A 15,918-nucleotide genomic window follows, 5' to 3' on the forward strand; every position below is an offset into this window, starting at 1 on the left:
CGGTGCGGTCCTGAGGTGGCTCGGCGGTGGTGGTGAACGCCCGGGCGGGCGGGCCGGGTAACGGGACTACCGGGGTCGGGGTGGGTGCCGGTCGGTCTCCGGTGGCCGGGTTCGGGCCGGTGCGATTCCCGGCGGTGCCGCTTCCCCGGGCCGTGGATCGGACGCGTGCATGGCCATGACCCTAGCGCGATTCCGGCGCCGATCGGTCAGTGGCTGTTGGTCAGGCGTTCAGTTGGTGTCGCGTCATCCGGCCCAGCGGCGTGCGCATCCGGTTCGCCGGGCGATTGCGGCCAGGCCGCCGAATATCCATCGCTGCAGCACGGGCGGTATCCCGGCCAGGTAGCCGTCCTGCAGTTCCCAGAGCAGGCCCAGTGCCAGCGGATTGCGCGGGATACCGCTGCCCAGGGTCGCCCCGGATTCGTCGAGGGCGCTCCACAGGGTGAACATCTGCCAGTGCCGCAGCGGCGGCCGGATCTCGTGGTCGAGCACGGTATCGGCGGCCAGGTTCCAGAACTCGTGCACCGCGCGGGCCGGGGCGTGGACGGTATCGCCGGGGTGGGCCTCGATATCGCGTCCGTCGATACGGAACCGCAGCGCGCCGCGGCGGACCGTCCACCGCTCGGTGAGAACCGGATGCCAGTGCGGACCGGCCTGGCGACCGGGGGTGGGCAATTCGTGCCGCAGTCTCAGGAAGGGGCCGGACTCGTCGGTGCCCTGATCGAGCACCGTGATGCGGTGGCCGTTGCGGAACGTGAGGGCCCGGGCTGTCATTCTTCAATTAGAAAGGTAACCTTCATAAAATGTCAACCACGCCGTCGCTGCTGAAACTGCTGGTCCTGGCCACCCGGGCGGTCGAGGACGAGCTGAACGCCGAGTTGCGCGCCCGGTTGCCGGGCGATCTGCGGCCCGCGCACTACGCCGTCTTCCGTTATCTGGATCCCGCCGGTTCGCGGATCGGAGATCTGGCGGAGGCGGCCGGGATGACCCAGCAGTCCATGGGGGAACTCGTCGGCCGCCTCGAATCGGCGGGGCTGGTGCGCCGGGAGGTGGATCCCGGTGACCGCCGGGCCCGGCGGGTGGTGTGCACCCCGGCCGGCGACGCGGCGCTGCGCCTGGCGGGGGAGCGGCTCGCGGCGATCGAGGCGCGGGTGCGTGGCGAGGTGGGTGCGGACGATGTGGCGCGCCTGCGCGCACTGCTCGGGCGGGTCGCCGGGGTGTCCGGCGGCGGCGATGCCACGCCGGGCCGGTGACGCGGTGGCCGGTGATTCCCGATCGGCGACCCCGATGTGCGCCGGGCCCGCGTGATTGGTAACTTGAACGCCGTTCAATACGCCGTGCTCCCCGCGCGGCCCGCGAGAGGAGGAGCACCGGTGACCACAGCCCCCGCGCCCCTCACCGCCGCGCAGATCTCCGCGCTCGACGCCCGCCACGTCTGGCATCCCTACGGTGGATTTCCCGCCACCACCGAACCCCTCGTCGTGGCCGCCGCGTCCGGAACCAGGCTCACCCTGGCCGACGGCCGGGAACTCGTCGACGGGATGAGCTCGTGGTGGGCCGCGATCCACGGGTACCGGCATCCGGTACTCGACGCGGCCCTGCTGGCGCAGGCCGGGCGGATGAGCCATGTGATGTTCGGCGGGCTCACCCACGAACCCGCCGCGCGGCTGTGCGATCTGCTGGTGCGCCACACTCCCGGTGGCCTGGACAAGGTGTTCCTCTGCGATTCCGGCTCGGTATCGGTGGAGGTCGGGGTGAAGATGTGCCTGCAGTACTGGCGTGCGCTGGGCCGGCCCGGTAAACGGCGTCTGCTCACCTGGCGCGGCGGGTACCACGGCGACACCTTCACGCCCATGAGCGTGTGCGATCCCGAGGGCGGGATGCACGCGCTGTGGACCGATGTCCTGGCCGAGCAGGTCTTCGTTTCCGCGCCGCCCCGCGAATACCGCGACGACTATGTGCGCGAACTGGAATCGGCGGTGGCCCGGCACGCGGCCGAACTGGCGGCGATCGTGGTGGAACCGGTGGTCCAGGGCGCGGGCGGGATGCGCTGGCACGACCCCCGCTATCTCGCCGATCTGCGCCGGCTGTGCGATGAACACGGGGTGCTGCTGATCTTCGACGAGATCGCCACCGGATTCGGCCGCACCGGAAGCCTTTTCGCCTGTGAACAGGCGGGGGTGGCGCCGGATGTCCTCTGCGTGGGCAAGGCGCTCACCGGCGGCTATCTGACCCTGGCCGCGACGCTGTGCACCGACCGGATCGCCGCGACCGTGAGCGCCGCGCACGGCGGGCTCATGCACGGTCCCACCTTCATGGGCAACCCACTGGCCTGCGCGGTGGCGGTGGCCTCCGTGGAACTGCTGCTGTCGCGCGACTGGCAGGGCGAGGTGCGGCGCATCGAAACCGAATTGCGCGCGGGTCTCGCGCCGGCGCGCGATCTGCCCGGGGTGGCCGATGTCCGGGTACTGGGCGCGGTCGGGGTGATCCAGCTGACCGGTCCGGTCGATATGCGCGCGGCCACGGACGCGGCGATCGGGGCCGGCGCCTGGTTGCGGCCGTTCCGCGAACTGATCTACACCATGCCGCCGTTCATCGCCGATACCGCCGATATCGCCACCGTCACCCGGGCCATGGTGGCGGCGGCCCGCACCGGTTCCGATCCGGCGCACCCACCCGACGCGACCCGGTAGCCGCCGGAGGGGACGGCTACCGGGTCGCGCCGGAGGGTCAGCGGGAGGCGTCCGGGGCGGGATTCTCGCTACCGCGGGGATCGTTTTCGGCGAAGGCCCGGGCGTAGCGGGTTCCGGCGACCAGCAGCAGGATGCCGACCACCAGGAACGCCGCGACCCGGACCACACCCCCGAGGGTGGCCAGATCGAACAGGAACAGTTTGGCCAGGGCCGCCGCGGTGAGCAGCAGGCCCGATATCAGCGCGGCTTTCGCGGTCGGCGCCGACGCCCCCTTCATCGCCCGGAGCCCGAACAGCAGAGCGGCCAGGGCCGCGGCCATCCACACGATGGTGGCGACGCTGTGCCCGATGAGGAATCCGTCCGCGTGAGCGGCCACCCCGATCGAGACCGTCACCGCGGTGACCAGGTAGAGCCCGGCGATACCGAATACGATCCAGGACAGCGTGGTCGCGAACTCGTCGCGCCGCCCGGTGAGCGGCCGCAGCAGCGCCCACAGGGCCACCGCCACGAGCGCGAGCCCGGCGAGCGCGGACGCCGTTGTCCCGGAGCCCAGTTGGCGGACCGCCGACGATTCGGTCGTCAAGGTGTGCGGCCCGGCGATCGCGAGGAAGGCGAGCCCACCCGGAACCGCGAAGCACGCGCCGATGATCGCGGCGACCCTGTGACCGGTCTGTCCCGCGATCGCCAGACAGCAGGCGGCCACCAGGAACAAGGCCAGCGGCAGTGTCGATTCGGTGGTGACGGTCAGGCAGGTCTCCAGGAGCGCGAAGGACCCGGCGATCGCGGCGACGGCCGTGACAGGACCCGGGATTCGCACGATTTCCCGGATTCCGGGGATCAGGGCGGCGGCCGTCACCGTGAGTAGTACGGCCGCGTAGACCGCGGAGACGACAACCGAGACCGGACGATCGAAGAGCGCGGGCGCGGCGAGCAGCGGTGTGGCGGCCAGCGCGAAGGCCATCGCCGATACGATATCGCCGGGGCGGTGCCGATCGGCCACGAGCGTGCCCGCCAGCCCGACAGCCGCGACGGCCACCGCGGCGGCGAGAACGAGTCCGGCCCGGCCGCCGCCGGCGGAGTCGATCACCGCGGCGACGATCGCGATATGGACCGCGAGGACGGCCGGCGCCGTCCGTACGACGTGCAGGAAGGGCCAGTCGAAGCGGTACTGCACCGGGATACAGGCCAGCTGGAGCACGATCAGGAAGGCGAGCAGGGCCAATTCGACGGTGACGATCGGTGCCAGCACCGCCGCTCCCGTGACCACCAGCACCGCCAGCGGTTGCGAACGCCACTGCATCGCCAGCCCGACCCCGGCCGCCGCGATACCGAGCGCCGCCGCGAATCCCGGAACGGGATCCAGCCATTCGTAGATCGTGGTCATCGCGATCACATCGAGATAGGTGCCGGCGAATCCGGTGGCCGCGAGCGCGATCCCGCCGACCCGTCCGCCGGCGCGTCCGTACACCCGCATCCCGGCGCCCACCAGCGCGGCGGCCAGAACGCCGCCCGCCACGACCCGGGGGATCGGCCCGAAGATCCCGGCCTGCGCGGCCAGTACGAGCAGCATGACCACTCCGATCAGGGTCACGCCCACCCCGGCCACCGCGAGGATCCGGCTGATCACCCCTTCCCGCTGCCACCACGGGGTCGCGGGTGATCCGGTCGCGGCGGCGGGCGGTCCGGGCGGGGGCGGTGGCATGGCTGTTGCCGCCGCGTAGCGTGCCCGCGACGGACGTGGCGGGGGAGTGTGCGGATGTGGGCGGCCGGTGGACGCGGATACGGGCTGCCGCGAGCCGGAGCGCGGCAGATGGGGCTGCGGCGGCACTTCCCCCGGGGACCAGGAGGGCTGGGGTATTCCCCACGGCGCCGGGGCGGGTGGGGGTGGCGGTGCGGCAGGCGGCCGGGCCGGTCGGCCGGTTGCGGAGCCGGGCCGCTCGGACGCGGCCGCACCGGAATCCGGTACGGCCGCGTCCGGGGTGCCCGGTGTGTGCACCCCGCCGACGCGCACACCGGGTGACGGCGCCGCGTCCGGCGCGGAGCCGGTGGGCGAGGCCGTGGTCGTATCCGGCTCACCGGTATCCGCCGCGCGGACCGGGGGCGTCTCATCGCTCGCCGTGACCTGCTCGCGGAGGGTGTCCAGATCCCGGCCGAGGACGCTCAGCCGGTCGCCGAGAGTGCTGAATTCGCCGGCGGCAGTGGTCAGCGCGCCGGAGAGGCGGGCGATCAGCGCCGGGTCGATCGAAGGCGTCATACCTCGATGGTCGGCGGCCGGGGGCCGGAAGAGATGAGTAGGACTACTCGGTCGACCCGCCGGGATATACCCGATTCGGCGGGGTGGGTCCTACCCCGTCTAGCTCTCCAGGCCCTGCTCGATCACGTAGCGGGTCAGTTCCACCCGGTTGGCGAGCTGGAGTTTGCGGAGGGTGGCCTGTACGTGGTTCTCGACCGTCCGGTGACTGAGATCGAGCCGGGTGGCGATCTGCCGTGCGGACAGGCCCTTCGCCACCAGGCGCAGCACCTCGGTCTCCCGGTCGGTCAGCGCGGGCCGGTGTGGGGCGGCCGGATCGGCGGGCGCGGCGGCCATCCGGCGGTATTCGCCCAGGACCAGGCCGGCCAGTCCCGGTGTGAACACGGCCTGTCCGGCGGCGGTGGCGCGTACCGCGGCGATGAGTTCGTCGGCCGACGCGCTCTTGACCAGATAGCCGGACGCCCCGGCCTTCACCGCTTCCAGCACATCGTCGCGTTCGCCGGAGGCGGAGAGCACCAGTACCCGGCTGTCCGGTGATACCCGCAGCACCTCGGCGGTGGCCCCGGCGCCGTTGCCGTCGGGCAACTGCATATCCATCAGCACCACCCGCGGCCGGGTCGCGGCGGCGCGGCGCACCGCGGCGGCGGCGTTCTCGGCGGTGGCGGCCACCTCGAAACCGGCTTCGCCGAGATCCCGCGAGACGCCCTCGCGCCAGATCGGGTGGTCGTCGACCACCATCACCGAAATCGTCTCCGCCGGCTCGTCGGTCACCGTGGCCGCTCCTTCCGGATCAGGGCGTTGCCCCCATCGTGCCAGAGCGGTCCGGCCGCGGGCCGCCGGTCGGGCGACCACCCACGCCGACAGCTGATCGCGCACCTCACCGGCGGGGAATCCGGAACTCCCATTCGGTTCCCTCCCCGACGATCCCGGCCGTCAGCAGGTCCGCCCGGCCCTCCAGCGCGGCGATGCGCCCGGTGATGGAGCGTGACACCCCCATCCGGCCCTCGTTCTCGGCTTCGGCCAGCCGGCCCGGCGCTATCCCGGCGCCGTCGTCGCGGACGCTCACGATGAGTTCGGCGCCGGTGTCCTCCAGCAGCACATACGCGCGCGCTCCGGTACCGGCGTGCAGTTCCACATTGGTGAGCGCGGCGGCCACCGCGGCGGCGATCTCCTGGGCCCGCCACCGGCCGATCCGCACCGGATCACCGGGGGTCGACACCACCACGCGCGGGGCGGCGTGCGCGGTGAGCAGCGGGCGCAGGTCCACCGTCGTCTCGCCGGTATCGGCGCCGCCGCCCTGTTCGGAGATCAACCGCCGCAGGGCGATCTCCTGCTCGCCCGCGCGCTGCGCCAGTTCCGTTGCCGGGCCGCCTATTTCGGTGCCCCGCCGTTTGATGTAGGCGAGGATCTGCAACACCCCGTCGTGGACCTGCCGGGCCAGCCGTTCGCGTTCCTCGGCGGCGGCGGTGAGCCGGACCGCGTGCTGCAATTGTTCCTGGGCGCGGCGGGCGGTGCTCGCGGCCAGCCCGAGCGCCAGCCCCACCGAGACCAGCACCGGCGCGGTGGCGTCGGCCCAGACGTCCTCACCCCACTGCTGCCGCATGGTGATGATCGCCGCCGCGACCACCAGGCCCGAGGTCACACCCGCGACCGGGCCGCGCAGGATCGCCGCCGAGATCACCGCGTTCGCCGACCACATCGTGGTGGGCAGCGGCTGATGTCCGTGGTACCAGTCGAAATCGGCCACCAGCGGGGTCGCCGCGATGAGTCCGATGACGACGAGATGGTCGCCGACCACCACCAGGCTGCGGATACGCGCGGTATCGGGCGTGGGCCAGCGGGCCAGCAGCAGCGCCGAGACACCGGACCAGATCACCATGAGCGCGATGAACACCCAGCTGAGCCGCTGATTCTGGTAGTACTGCACCGATGCGATCTGCTGGCCCACCGCGTAGAGCAGGGTGACCAGCCGGAAGGCCTGTACCGCCCGCCACAGCGGGGCGGTGGCGGCATCGGCCGGATCCGGCCGGGCCGGATGGTCCGCGGGCATACCCGAACTCTAGGCAGTGGCGTCCGCGGCCACCGGGCGAACACTCCGATCGGAATCGCCGGCCCCCAGGTAGCGCCGGGCCCATTCCGGTGCGAACCACCCCGGTGCCGCCGCCGCGAACCGGCCCGGCGCCCACGACCCCGCACCGGCCGGGACGGCGCCGACCAGTTCGGCGCCGGTGACCCGCGGCAGATCGGTGCGGTTGGTGCGGCAGGCCAGATCCGGTTGCGCGGGCCACGAACCCACCACCAGACCCGCGCAGCGCACCCCGGCCCGCTTCAGTTCCCGGGTGGTGAGTTCGGTGTGGTTGAGGGTGCCGAGACCGGGCGCGGTGACCACCAGCACCGGTGCGGCCAGTGCGCGGGCGAGATCCACCAGCGTGAATTCGCCGAGCCGCACCAGCAGTCCGCCGGCGCCCTCCACCAGCACCACGTCGGCGTCCGCGAGACCGGCCACGGCCGAGGTGGTCTCGGCCAGGGTGAGCAGCGGGGCACCGCATCGGCGGGCCGCGGTATCGGGGGCCAGGGGGTCGGGGTAACGCGCCGGTTCCACGGTCCGGGTCACTCCGGTCAGCCGGGAGATCACCGCGAGATCGCCGGGTTCGCCCGGTGCGATTCCGGTCTGAGCGGGTTTGCACACCGCGACCGTGCGCCCGGCGGCGCGGGCGGTGGCGGCCAGCGCGGCGGTGACGACGGTTTTGCCGACCTCGGTGGAGGTTCCGGTGATCAGCAGCGGGGTCCCGGCGGCCCGGCCCGGTGTCATCCCGCGACCCCCACGGTGTCCCGGGCCCGGGTCAGCAGCGGACGCAGTACCGCGGCCAGGGTGTCGAGGTCGGCGGGGGAGAGGTCGGCGCGGGCGGTGAGCCGCAGCCGGGAGGTGCCCTCGGGCACCGACGGCGGCCGGAAGCAGCCCACCCGCACCCCGCGCCCGCGGCAGGTCTCCGCGGTCTCGTAGGCGATCACCGGGTCGCCGAGGATCACCGGGACCACCGCCGATTCGGGCGCCGGCACGCCGGCGATCCGGGCGATACCGGCGGCGTTCGTGAGCACGCGCCCGGCGAGTCCGGGGTCGCGGCGCAGCACCCGCAGCGCGGCACGGGCCGCGCCGACCGCCGCGGGCGCCAGGCCGGTATCGAAGATCAGGGTGCGCGCGCTGTCGACCAGATGGGCGCGGATCCGTTCGGCGCCGAGTACGACACCGCCCTGCGCGGCCAGGGCCTTGGACAGGGTCGCGGTGACCACCAGATCCGGTTCGCCGGACAACCCCAGTTCGTGCACCAGGCCGCGACCGCCCGCGCCCCGCACACCGAGCCCGTGCGCCTCGTCGACCAGCAGGACCGCGCCGTGCGCCCGGGTGAGGCGATGCAATTCGGCCAGCGGGGCGAGATCGCCGTCGGCGCTGAACACCGAATCGGTGAGTACCAGGGCGCGTTCCTCGGTCCGTTCGGCCAGTAGCCGGGCCACCGCGGCGGTATCGCGATGCGGCGCGACGGCGACCCGGGCCCGGGAGAGGCGGCAGGCGTCGACCAGGGAGGCGTGGCAGCCGGCGTCGGAGACGATCAGCGTGCCCCGTCCGGCGAGAGCGGTGACCGCGCCCAGGTTGGCGGCGTACCCGGAGGCGAAGACCAGCCCGGCGGCGAATCCGGTGAATTCGGCCAATTCGGTTTCGAGCAGTTCGTGATCGGTGGTGGTCCCGGTGACCAGCCGCGAGCCGGTGGAGCCCGCGCCCCAGCGGCGCACCCCCTCGACGGCTCCGGCGATCACCTCGGGGTGGCGGGTCAGCCCGAGGTAGTCGTTGGACGCGAGATCCAGGAGCGCGGAGTCCGGCGTCCGCGGGCGCAGGCGGCGCCGCAGTCCGGCGGTTTCCCGCGCGTCGGCGCGTTCGTCGAGCCAGGCCAGGGGATCGGAGGTCACGAGGGGCACCATACTTGAACACCGTTCAAGGTGGAATCCCGCGCCGGTGATCTCAGCGGACGTCGGCGCCCAGGCGGTGGCGGATACCGGCGGTGAACAGTTGCAGGCCGAAATCGAAGCGGGCCGTCGGATCGGCCGCGCCGGCGGGTTCGCCGGCCGTATCGGACAGCGCTCCGGCGGAGTCCATCTGCATCCGGGACTGCTCGTCCACGGTATGGCCGAGGACGTAGTAGAGCAGGGTGTAGGCGGCGAGTTCGGCCTCCTCGCGCGGCATCCCGGCACGGATCACGGCGCCGCTGAAACGCTCGCGGCCCTTGTTCGTGGTGAGGCGGGAGGCGTAGGTGGACGAGACCAGTTCCGCGCCGTCGCGATAGGTGAGCAGGCAGTCGCGCAGGCGGTGGGCGAGTTCGGTGAGCGCGCCCGACCAGTCCGCGGCGGTCACGGGCTGTTCCATCGGTGCCAGGATCCGGTCGGCCACCGCGCCGAGGAGCGCCTGTTTGTTGGGGAAATGCCAGTACAGGGCGCCGGGCTGGACGCTCAGCGTACCGGCCAGCCGGCGCATCGTGAGGTCGGCGAGACCGTACTGGTCGAGGATGGCGAGGGCGCCGTCCACGACGTCGTCCCGGTGTAACTGCACGATTCGGTCCTCCCGCTGGCGCTGCGACTCGGGATAAACGCTACACCGGCCTGAACGCTGTTCAATCCGGGGCGCTAGCCTGTCCTGAACACCGTTCAAGTTCTGGGTCCGGGGGAGTCCGGGACCAGCGACACCCGCACGACGAAGGGACCAGCCAGTGAACCGGGCATCTGTCGACACCGCCGCCACGCCGGCCGCCGCCGAGGTACTCACCCACGCGCGGGAGCAGGTACTCGAGCGCGGAATCGGACTCACCCGGGAGCAGACGCTCGCGGTGCTGCGCCTCGGCGACGACCACCTCGAAGAACTGCTCCAGCTCGCGCACGAGGTGCGGTTGCGCTGGTGCGGACCAGAGGTCGAGGTCGAGGGCATCATCAGCCTCAAAACGGGCGGCTGCCCCGAGGACTGCCATTTCTGCTCGCAGTCCGGACTGTTCCAGTCGCCGGTGCGGGCGGCCTGGCTCGATATCCCGAGCCTGGTGGAGGCGGCGAAACAGACCGCCAAGACCGGCGCCACCGAATTCTGCATCGTGGCCGCGGTGCGCGGGCCCGACGAGCGGCTGATGGCACAGGTGGCCGCCGGGGTGGAGGCCATCCGCAACGAGGTGGACATCCAGGTCGCGTGCTCGCTGGGGATGCTCACCCAGGATCAGGTGGACCGCCTGGCCGCGATGGGTGTGCACCGCTACAACCACAATCTCGAGACCTCGCGCTCGTACTTCCCGAATGTGGTCACCACTCATACCTGGGAGGAACGCTGGGACACCCTGCGGATGGTGCGCGCGGCGGGGATGGAGGTCTGCTGTGGCGGCATCCTCGGGATGGGCGAAACCCTGGAGCAGCGCGCCGAATTCGCCGCCGACCTGGCCGCTCTCGAACCCGACGAGGTCCCGCTGAACTTCCTCAACCCGCGCCCGGGCACCCCGTTCGGGGATCTCGAGGTGCTGTCGGCGGCGGACGCACTGCGGGCCGTGGCGGCGTTCCGGCTGGCACTGCCCCGCACCATCCTGCGTTTCGCGGGCGGCCGGGAGATCACCCTCGGCGACCTCGGGGCCCGGCAGGGCATCCTCGGCGGGATCAACGCGGTGATCGTCGGTAACTACCTCACCACCCTCGGCCGCCCCGCCGAACAGGATCTCGACCTGCTCGGCGAACTGCAGATGCCGATCAAAGCCCTCAATGAGACCTTCTGAGCGCCGGGACGAGCCGATCGGCGGCGTCAACCGGGCAACCGCGCGACCCGTGAGTACTGTCGGCCCTATGGACGAGCGCTACAACCCGTTCACGGGCCGGCCGATCGCGCCCGGGTACGACGAACCGGTATCCCGGGCCGTCGCGCTCGGCCTGGAACCGCCCCGGTTCTGCGAGCACTGCGGCCGCCGGATGGTCGTGCAGGTGAACCCGGACGGCTGGTCGGCGACCTGCTCGCGGCACGGCGTCAGCGATTCCACCGCCGCCGAGGCGCGGTAGCGGTGCCGGGTACACGTTTCGCCGGCGCGGGCCGGGAACTCCGGGCCGCGGGTGTTCTGCTGGTCGCCGTGGTGGTGGTGAGCCTGGTCGTCGGTGGTCTGTGGGGCCTGCTGGCGCCGACCGAACGGCTTCTGGTGGTCGAACCGGGCCGGGGTGCGGGACTGGTCGGGGAGAGCCTGCACCGTTTCGACGCGATGGCCCTGTTCACCGCCGCGGGCGCCGTCACGGGCCTGCTGTCGGCGGTGGTGGCGTGGCGGCAGCGCCGGATGCGCGGGCCGATCCAGTTCGCCGGACTGCTGCTCGGGTCGGTGGCGGGGGCCTGGGTGATGTCCTGGTCCGGGCACGCGGTCAACCACTGGGACAACCCGCGCCCGGTGGACCCGCCGGTGGGGCAGATCGTGGCGCTCCCGGTCGATCTGGACGGTTCGATGGCCCTGCTGGCCCAGCCCCTGCTCGCGTCACTGGTGATCCTGCTGCTCGCCGGTCTGAGTACGACCGAGGATCTCGGCAGCGGATTCCTGAGCCCGTTCGGTGAGTCCCGGCGTCAGCCGTACGCGGATCCGGAACCGGGTGCCGTGCCGTACGAGCAGGTGCCGCCCGATCCGGCCCCGGTGGGCGGGACGAGCCCGGCGGCCCCGGTACCGGAAGACGGCCCATCCCCCCGGGATTCGCCCGCCACGACCCCGCCGAACTGAACTCCGCGTCCCGGCTCGGCCCCTGTTCCCGGTCATCGGGACCGCCGCGCCGGTCCCGCGCGCGTAATCCCGTAGTCCGGTCGTAGGCTGAGCGAAATCGACGGGACGACAGGGGAGATGGTTCGGTGGGGTTCACCAGTGCGCTCGTAGTCGAGGAGATCGACGGGACGTTCTGGAAGACGCGGGAGCCGCTGCGCTACGCGGGTTCACAGGAAGAATTCGAAGTGCCCGCGGGGTTCCGCACCGATTTCGCGTCGGTCCCGCGTCCGGTGGTCTGGCTGGTGCCGCGCTACGGGGTGTACACCCGCGCGGCGATCCTGCACGACTACCTGCTGCGGTCGGAGGTGGTCAGCGCGGTCGACGCCGACGGGATATTCCGGCGGGCGCTGCGCGAATGCGATGTCTCGGTGCCCCGGCAGTGGATGATGTGGACGGCGGTGCGGTTCGGCAGCCGGTTGAAGGGCATCACGCCGCCGGCCTTGGCGGTGTTCACCGTGGTCGCGGTGCTGTCGATTCTGTTCCTGGCGATTCCGACCGTCGTGGTCGCGGTGTTCCTGGTGCTGTTCTGGTTCATCGAGGTGATCGCGTGGGCCGTGGTGAAGGTGCTGCCGCACGAGAGCCCGGCACGGGTACCGCGGCCGGAGATGAAGATCTGAGTGGGTCAGGCGCGGGGGCGCAGGGCGGCGAATTCGTCGGTGACCCGCAGACCGGAATCGGAGAACCGGTACACCGAGGCCGGTCGCCCGCCGGCCCGGCCGGGAGCGGCGGTGTCGCCGGTGGGGGTGATGACCTTGCGCCGGGTGAGCACGCGCTGCAGGTTCGTCGTATCGACATCGTAACCCAGTGCCGCGCAGTAGATCTCGCGCAGCGTCGACATGGTGAACCGTTCCGGCGCCAGGGCGAAGGAGATATTGGTGTAGGAGAGTTTGGCGGCCAGCCGGGCGCGGGCGTGTTCGACCACCGTGCCGTGGTCGAACGACATCTCCGGTAGCGCCGAGACCCGGTGCCAGGAGGTGTCCGATGGCAGTCGGGGGTCCACGGTGAGCGGGACCAGGCCCAGATAGGCCGAGGCGATCCGGCGCGGTCCGGGGACCCGGTCCGGGGCGCTGAACACCGACAGCTGTTCGAGGTGGTTCACCTCGCGGACGTCGACCTTCTCGGCGAGCTGGCGCCGGGCGGAGGCGTCGAGATCCTCGTCGTTGCGTAACCGGCCGCCGGGCAGGGACCAGGTGCCCTGTTGCGGGTCCAGCGCGCGCTGCCACAGCAGGACCGCGAGTTCGCGGCGCCCGGCGCCCGCCCGGCGCCCGCCCGCCCCCTTGTGAGCGCCCTCACCTGGGGTGATGGTGGCCGGGAAGTGGCGAACCTGGAACACCGCGGTGAGCGATTCATGGATGGTGCTAAACTGGTCCACGTTTTCGATCATAAGTCGAAAACCTGGTGAGTGCGAATCGGCGGGGTTGCCGGTCGCACGGAGGAAGGAGCGACCATGGCGACGATGGGAGCAGAATTGGCCCCGGCGCCGGGTACCGCACTGCGGGAGCGGATCAGCGACGGGCCGTCGGGCTATACCGGGGTCGAGGCGACACCGGAATGGGCCGCCGAGGTGAAACGGCTGGCGCGACAGCGCAACGCGACCATTCTCGCGCACAACTATCAGCTGCCCGAGATCCAGGACGTGGCCGATCATGTGGGCGATTCGCTGGCGCTGTCCCGGATCGCCGCCGAGGCGGCCGAGGACACCATCGTGTTCTGCGGTGTGCATTTCATGGCCGAGACGGCCAAGATCCTGAGCCCGGAGAAAACCGTGCTCATCCCCGACCAGCGGGCGGGCTGTTCGCTGGCCGATTCCATCACTGCGGAGGAACTGCGGGACTGGAAGGCCGAGCATCCCGGCGCGCTGGTGGTGTCGTATGTCAACACCACGGCCGCGGTGAAGGGACTCACCGATATCTGCTGCACCTCGTCCAACGCCGTCGACGTGGTGGCCTCCATCGACCCCGGCCGGGAGGTGCTGTTCCTGCCCGACCAGTTCCTCGGCGCGCATGTGAAGCGGGAGACCGGTCGCGAGAACATGCACATCTGGATGGGCGAATGCCATGTCCACGCCGGGATCAACGGTGACGAGCTCAACGAACAGGCCCGCACCCACCCCGACGCCGAACTCTTCGTCCACCCCGAATGCGGTTGCGCCACCTCCGCGCTGTACCTCGCGGGTGAGGGCGAGTTCCCGGCCGACCGGGTGCACATCCTGTCCACCGGCGGCATGATCGACGCCGCCCGCGCGGCGAAATCGTCGCAGGTGCTGGTCGCGACCGAGGTCGGCATGCTGCACCAGCTGCGCAAGGCCGCCCCCGGTATCGATTTCCAGGCCGTGAACGACCGCGCCGCCTGCCAGTACATGAAGATGATCACCCCCGCCGCGCTGCTGCGCTGCCTCACCGATAACCGCGACGAAGTGCACGTCGACGCGGAAACCGCGGCCCGGGCCCGGAATTCGGTACAGCGCATGATCGAAATCGGTAATCCCGGCGGCGGGGAATGACACCGTCACCGCACGGTGACCGGCAGGATGCCGCGGTGTGGGAGGACCACGCCGACCTGGTGGTCATCGGCGGTGGCGTGGCCGGCCTCACCGCGGCGCGCGCGGCCTCGCTGCGCGGGCTGCGGGTGCTCATCCTGAGCAAGGGCGGGCCCACCGATACCGCCACCCAGTACGCGCAGGGCGGTATCGCCGTCGTGGCGCCGCACGGGGATTCGGTCGATTCCCATGTCGCCGACACCCTGGCGGCCGGCGGCGGGCTGTGCGATCCCGGCGCGGTGCGGTCCATCGTCGAGAGCGGGCCCGACGCGGTCGCGGCGCTCACCGATCTCGGCGCGGTCTTCGATCTGGGCCGCGACGGTCAGGTCTCGCGCACCCGGGAAGGCGGGCACAGCACCCGCCGCATCATCCACGCCGGTGGCGACGCGACCGGGGCGGAGGTGCAGCGCGCGCTGTCGGCGGCGGGGCTGCCGGTGCGGTTCGGTACGGCGGTGCTCGAGGTGGTCACCGGTCCCACCGGTGTCCAGGGTGTGCTCGCGGTCTCCGCGCGCGGCCCGGGAGTCGTGCACGCGCCGGCGGTACTGCTGGCCACCGGCGGATTCGGCCGGCTGTACGCGCTGAGCACCAATCCGGCCGGCGCCACCGCCGACGGAGTTGCCCTGGCGCTGTGGGCCGGGGCCGCGGTGGCCGATCTGGAGTTCGTGCAGTTCCACCCCACCGTGCTGCACTCACCGGACGGTGTCGGCCGCCGGCCGCTGATCAGCGAGGCGGTGCGGGGGGAGGGCGCCGTTCTCGTCGACGCGCGGGGCGATTCGGTGACCGCCGGGGTGCATCCGCGCGGTGATCTGGCGCCCCGGGATGTGGTGTCGCGCGCGATCGCGGCCCGGATGCGGGAGCTCGGCACCGATCACGTCTACCTCGACGCCCGCGCCGTTCCCGATTTCACCCGCCGCTTCCCGACCATCACCGCCTCCTGCCGGGCGGCCGGTCTCGATCCGCGCCACGATCTGGTGCCGGTGGCGCCCGCGGCGCACTACCAGTGCGGTGGCGTGGTGACCGATCTGCAGGGCCGTACCGCGGTCCGCGGGCTCTACGCGGCCGGAGAGGTCGCGCGCACGGGGCTGCACGGGGCGAACCGGCTCGCCTCCAACAGCCTGCTCGAAGGTCTGGTGATGGGCGAACGTGCCGGGGTGGCCGCCGTGGAACGCCTGGGCGAACCGGCGCGGGTCCGGGAGTGGTCCCCGCCGCAGCGTCCGGCCGTCGCCCGTGACCTGCTGCAGCGGACCATGACCGAACACGCCGCGGTGGTCCGCGACGGCGCGGGCCTGGACGCGGCCGCCCGCATCCTGGAGACCGGAACCGATCCCGCGGCCGCCGATCCGGTGCCCCGGTTCGAGGACGCGGCGCTCACCGTGACCGCCCGGGCGCTGCTGCTGGCCGCCCGGACCCGGACCGAGAGCCGCGGCTGCCACACCCGCTCGGACCATCCCGCCGCCGATCCGGCGCGGGCCCGCGATATCGCGGTGTGCCTGGACCGGTCGGGGGCACCGCGCGTGGTCGCCGCACCGGCGGCCCTCCCGGCGCCGTCGTGACCGGCGGCCCACCGAACCACCCCGCCCGGCCGCGCGTCACGCGGCCCGGCCGCCGGTCGCCCCGGCGGACGAGACGAGGAGA

Annotated in this window: 16 protein-coding genes; 8 read left to right on the plus strand and 8 right to left on the minus strand. The window is 72.2% G+C overall.

What is annotated here, in order from left to right; genetic code table 11:
- Nucleotides 1-243: 243 nt before the first annotated feature.
- Entirely contained in the window at nucleotides 244-771 is a 528-nt protein-coding gene (locus ACZ6SF_RS19135) for a cupin domain-containing protein (RefSeq protein WP_466063476.1), read from the minus strand.
- A 29-nt stretch (nucleotides 772-800) separates the two neighbouring features.
- Here ACZ6SF_RS19135 and ACZ6SF_RS19140 point away from each other — a divergent pair, with 29 nt between their 5' ends.
- Together ACZ6SF_RS19140 and ACZ6SF_RS19145 are read left to right on the plus strand one after the other, a co-directional pair.
- Nucleotides 801-1,250, plus strand: coding sequence for a MarR family winged helix-turn-helix transcriptional regulator (locus tag ACZ6SF_RS19140; RefSeq protein WP_466063477.1), 450 nt, complete (start codon nucleotides 801-803; stop codon nucleotides 1,248-1,250).
- Nucleotides 1,251-1,370: 120 nt separating this feature from the next.
- Nucleotides 1,371-2,690: an adenosylmethionine--8-amino-7-oxononanoate transaminase gene (locus tag ACZ6SF_RS19145; protein WP_466063478.1), complete on the plus strand. Its 1,320-nt coding sequence runs from the start codon at nucleotides 1,371-1,373 to the stop codon at nucleotides 2,688-2,690.
- A 37-nt stretch (nucleotides 2,691-2,727) separates the two neighbouring features.
- Here ACZ6SF_RS19145 and ACZ6SF_RS19150 read toward each other — a convergent pair whose 3' ends face one another.
- The 6 genes from ACZ6SF_RS19150 to ACZ6SF_RS19175 all read right to left on the minus strand — a co-directional run bounded on the left by ACZ6SF_RS19150 (nucleotide 2,728) and on the right by ACZ6SF_RS19175 (nucleotide 9,541).
- Nucleotides 2,728-4,944, minus strand: coding sequence for a DUF2339 domain-containing protein (locus ACZ6SF_RS19150; protein ID WP_466063479.1), 2,217 nt, complete (start codon nucleotides 4,942-4,944; stop codon nucleotides 2,728-2,730).
- 99 nt (nucleotides 4,945-5,043) lie between these two features.
- Nucleotides 5,044-5,679 (minus strand): response regulator, encoded by a 636-nt coding sequence (locus ACZ6SF_RS19155; protein WP_466063631.1) that lies wholly within the window; start codon nucleotides 5,677-5,679, stop codon nucleotides 5,044-5,046.
- Nucleotides 5,680-5,818: 139 nt separating this feature from the next.
- On the minus strand, nucleotides 5,819-6,991 hold the full coding sequence (gene macS / locus ACZ6SF_RS19160) for a MacS family sensor histidine kinase (protein ID WP_466063480.1): 1,173 nt from the start codon (nucleotides 6,989-6,991) through the stop codon (nucleotides 5,819-5,821).
- 9 nt (nucleotides 6,992-7,000) lie between these two features.
- Nucleotides 7,001-7,753, minus strand: a complete 753-nt coding sequence (gene bioD / locus ACZ6SF_RS19165) for a dethiobiotin synthase (RefSeq protein ID WP_466063481.1) — start codon at nucleotides 7,751-7,753, stop codon at nucleotides 7,001-7,003.
- Nucleotides 7,750-8,916, minus strand: a complete 1,167-nt coding sequence (locus ACZ6SF_RS19170) for an 8-amino-7-oxononanoate synthase (RefSeq protein ID WP_466063482.1) — start codon at nucleotides 8,914-8,916, stop codon at nucleotides 7,750-7,752. The genes bioD and ACZ6SF_RS19170 overlap by 4 nt, the downstream gene beginning before the upstream one ends.
- 40 nt (nucleotides 8,917-8,956) lie before the next feature.
- The gene (locus ACZ6SF_RS19175; RefSeq protein WP_466063483.1) at nucleotides 8,957-9,541 is read right to left on the minus strand and encodes a TetR/AcrR family transcriptional regulator C-terminal domain-containing protein; all 585 of its coding nucleotides are present in this window, start codon (nucleotides 9,539-9,541) and stop codon (nucleotides 8,957-8,959) included.
- A 157-nt stretch (nucleotides 9,542-9,698) separates the two neighbouring features.
- On the opposite strand from ACZ6SF_RS19175, the gene bioB reads away from it, so the two are divergent.
- The 4 genes from bioB (at nucleotide 9,699) to ACZ6SF_RS19195 (ending at nucleotide 12,361) form a co-directional block, all read left to right on the plus strand.
- The gene (gene bioB, locus ACZ6SF_RS19180) at nucleotides 9,699-10,733 is read left to right on the plus strand and encodes a biotin synthase BioB (protein ID WP_466063484.1); all 1,035 of its coding nucleotides are present in this window, start codon (nucleotides 9,699-9,701) and stop codon (nucleotides 10,731-10,733) included.
- 67 nt (nucleotides 10,734-10,800) lie between these two features.
- Nucleotides 10,801-11,010, plus strand: coding sequence for a biotin synthase auxiliary protein BsaP (gene bsaP / locus ACZ6SF_RS19185; RefSeq protein ID WP_466063485.1), 210 nt, complete (start codon nucleotides 10,801-10,803; stop codon nucleotides 11,008-11,010).
- A 2-nt stretch (nucleotides 11,011-11,012) separates the two neighbouring features.
- Nucleotides 11,013-11,705 (plus strand): DUF2567 domain-containing protein, encoded by a 693-nt coding sequence (locus tag ACZ6SF_RS19190; protein ID WP_466063486.1) that lies wholly within the window; start codon nucleotides 11,013-11,015, stop codon nucleotides 11,703-11,705.
- Between the two features lie 125 nt (nucleotides 11,706-11,830).
- The gene (locus tag ACZ6SF_RS19195; RefSeq protein WP_466063487.1) at nucleotides 11,831-12,361 is read left to right on the plus strand and encodes a DUF1353 domain-containing protein; all 531 of its coding nucleotides are present in this window, start codon (nucleotides 11,831-11,833) and stop codon (nucleotides 12,359-12,361) included.
- Between the two features lie 5 nt (nucleotides 12,362-12,366).
- Here ACZ6SF_RS19195 and ACZ6SF_RS19200 read toward each other — a convergent pair whose 3' ends face one another.
- Complete coding sequence (locus ACZ6SF_RS19200; protein ID WP_466063488.1) at nucleotides 12,367-13,128, minus strand: NUDIX hydrolase; 762 nt, start codon at nucleotides 13,126-13,128, stop codon at nucleotides 12,367-12,369.
- A 63-nt stretch (nucleotides 13,129-13,191) separates the two neighbouring features.
- Here ACZ6SF_RS19200 and nadA point away from each other — a divergent pair, with 63 nt between their 5' ends.
- Nucleotides 13,192-14,247: a quinolinate synthase NadA gene (gene nadA, locus ACZ6SF_RS19205; protein WP_466063489.1), complete on the plus strand. Its 1,056-nt coding sequence runs from the start codon at nucleotides 13,192-13,194 to the stop codon at nucleotides 14,245-14,247.
- Nucleotides 14,244-15,836, plus strand: a complete 1,593-nt coding sequence (locus ACZ6SF_RS19210; protein WP_466063490.1) for an L-aspartate oxidase — start codon at nucleotides 14,244-14,246, stop codon at nucleotides 15,834-15,836. The genes nadA and ACZ6SF_RS19210 overlap by 4 nt, the downstream gene beginning before the upstream one ends.
- Nucleotides 15,837-15,918: the final 82 nt, after the last annotated feature.

This window comes from Nocardia sp. NPDC049935, from assembly GCF_055586645.1.

What these genes read in the sequence shown, in the direction of transcription:
- bsaP (WP_466063485.1), top strand. Translation starts at nt 10,801, where the DNA reads ATGGACGAGCGCTACAACCCGTTCACGGGCCGGCCGATCGCGCCCGGG.
- ACZ6SF_RS19200 (WP_466063488.1), bottom strand. Translation starts at nt 13,128, where the DNA reads ATGATCGAAAACGTGGACCAGTTTAGCACCATCCATGAATCGCTCACC.
- ACZ6SF_RS19135 (WP_466063476.1), bottom strand. Translation starts at nt 771, where the DNA reads ATGACAGCCCGGGCCCTCACGTTCCGCAACGGCCACCGCATCACGGTG.
- ACZ6SF_RS19210 (WP_466063490.1), top strand. Translation starts at nt 14,244, where the DNA reads ATGACACCGTCACCGCACGGTGACCGGCAGGATGCCGCGGTGTGGGAG.
- ACZ6SF_RS19140 (WP_466063477.1), top strand. Translation starts at nt 801, where the DNA reads ATGTCAACCACGCCGTCGCTGCTGAAACTGCTGGTCCTGGCCACCCGG.
- ACZ6SF_RS19170 (WP_466063482.1), bottom strand. Translation starts at nt 8,916, where the DNA reads ATGGTGCCCCTCGTGACCTCCGATCCCCTGGCCTGGCTCGACGAACGC.
- ACZ6SF_RS19150 (WP_466063479.1), bottom strand. Translation starts at nt 4,944, where the DNA reads ATGACGCCTTCGATCGACCCGGCGCTGATCGCCCGCCTCTCCGGCGCG.
- ACZ6SF_RS19155 (WP_466063631.1), bottom strand. Translation starts at nt 5,679, where the DNA reads ATGGTGGTCGACGACCACCCGATCTGGCGCGAGGGCGTCTCGCGGGAT.
- nadA (WP_466063489.1), top strand. Translation starts at nt 13,192, where the DNA reads ATGGCGACGATGGGAGCAGAATTGGCCCCGGCGCCGGGTACCGCACTG.
- bioD (WP_466063481.1), bottom strand. Translation starts at nt 7,753, where the DNA reads ATGACACCGGGCCGGGCCGCCGGGACCCCGCTGCTGATCACCGGAACC.
- macS (WP_466063480.1), bottom strand. Translation starts at nt 6,991, where the DNA reads ATGCCCGCGGACCATCCGGCCCGGCCGGATCCGGCCGATGCCGCCACC.